General features: G+C 59.3%; 1 protein-coding gene. It reads right to left on the bottom strand.

What is annotated here, in order from left to right; all coding sequences use genetic code 11:
• Positions 1–107: 107 nt before the first annotated feature.
• Positions 108–550 (bottom strand): hypothetical protein (locus ACLQ2T_RS29275; protein WP_425769581.1); only part of this gene is annotated, 443 nt, incomplete at its 5' end.

The following is a 550-nucleotide window of genomic DNA, read 5'->3' on the forward strand; positions in this document are numbered from 1 at the left end:
GCGGTCAACCGGCACGACGTCAAGCCCGCCGCACCTTCACCTGGACCTGATCAACCCCATCTCAAACACGCTCTGAGGGCGACTTCGCAACGAGGGGCGTCGCGGCTTTAATTCCTGCCCGCTTGACTTTGGCTGGCAGGACTAGGCCCGGGAACCAGATCACTGGTCTCCTCGGGCGGCGGCGCGACGCCAATTGCTTTATACGCCTCGGTGTATTTCGGAAGAACCTTGGCGGCAATTCGTTCCGTAGCGTCACGGGCGGCCTGGCGCACGACGAACTTGGCTATAGAAGCGCGGGACATGCCGTCGCTCGGTTCTTTGAACACAAAGACACCTTCGTTGAAGCCTTCATCCTGTTTGATCGAAATTAGCTCGCTGCGAACGCTGATGTAGAGCATCCTATTCGATTTCTTAACTAGAGATTCTCCGGCGGCGTGCAGCGCGGCACCGATGACTGCGGCGACGGCGCATAGCCAGTGAGGTGATCTCAGCAGCGTATAAGGGTTGATTGGTGCGACACGGGCGAAGGTGTCGAGTCGGGCGGCAGTGG

This window comes from Micromonospora sp. DT229, from assembly GCF_049844505.1.
Classification (GTDB): domain Bacteria; phylum Actinomycetota; class Actinomycetes; order Mycobacteriales; family Micromonosporaceae; genus Micromonospora.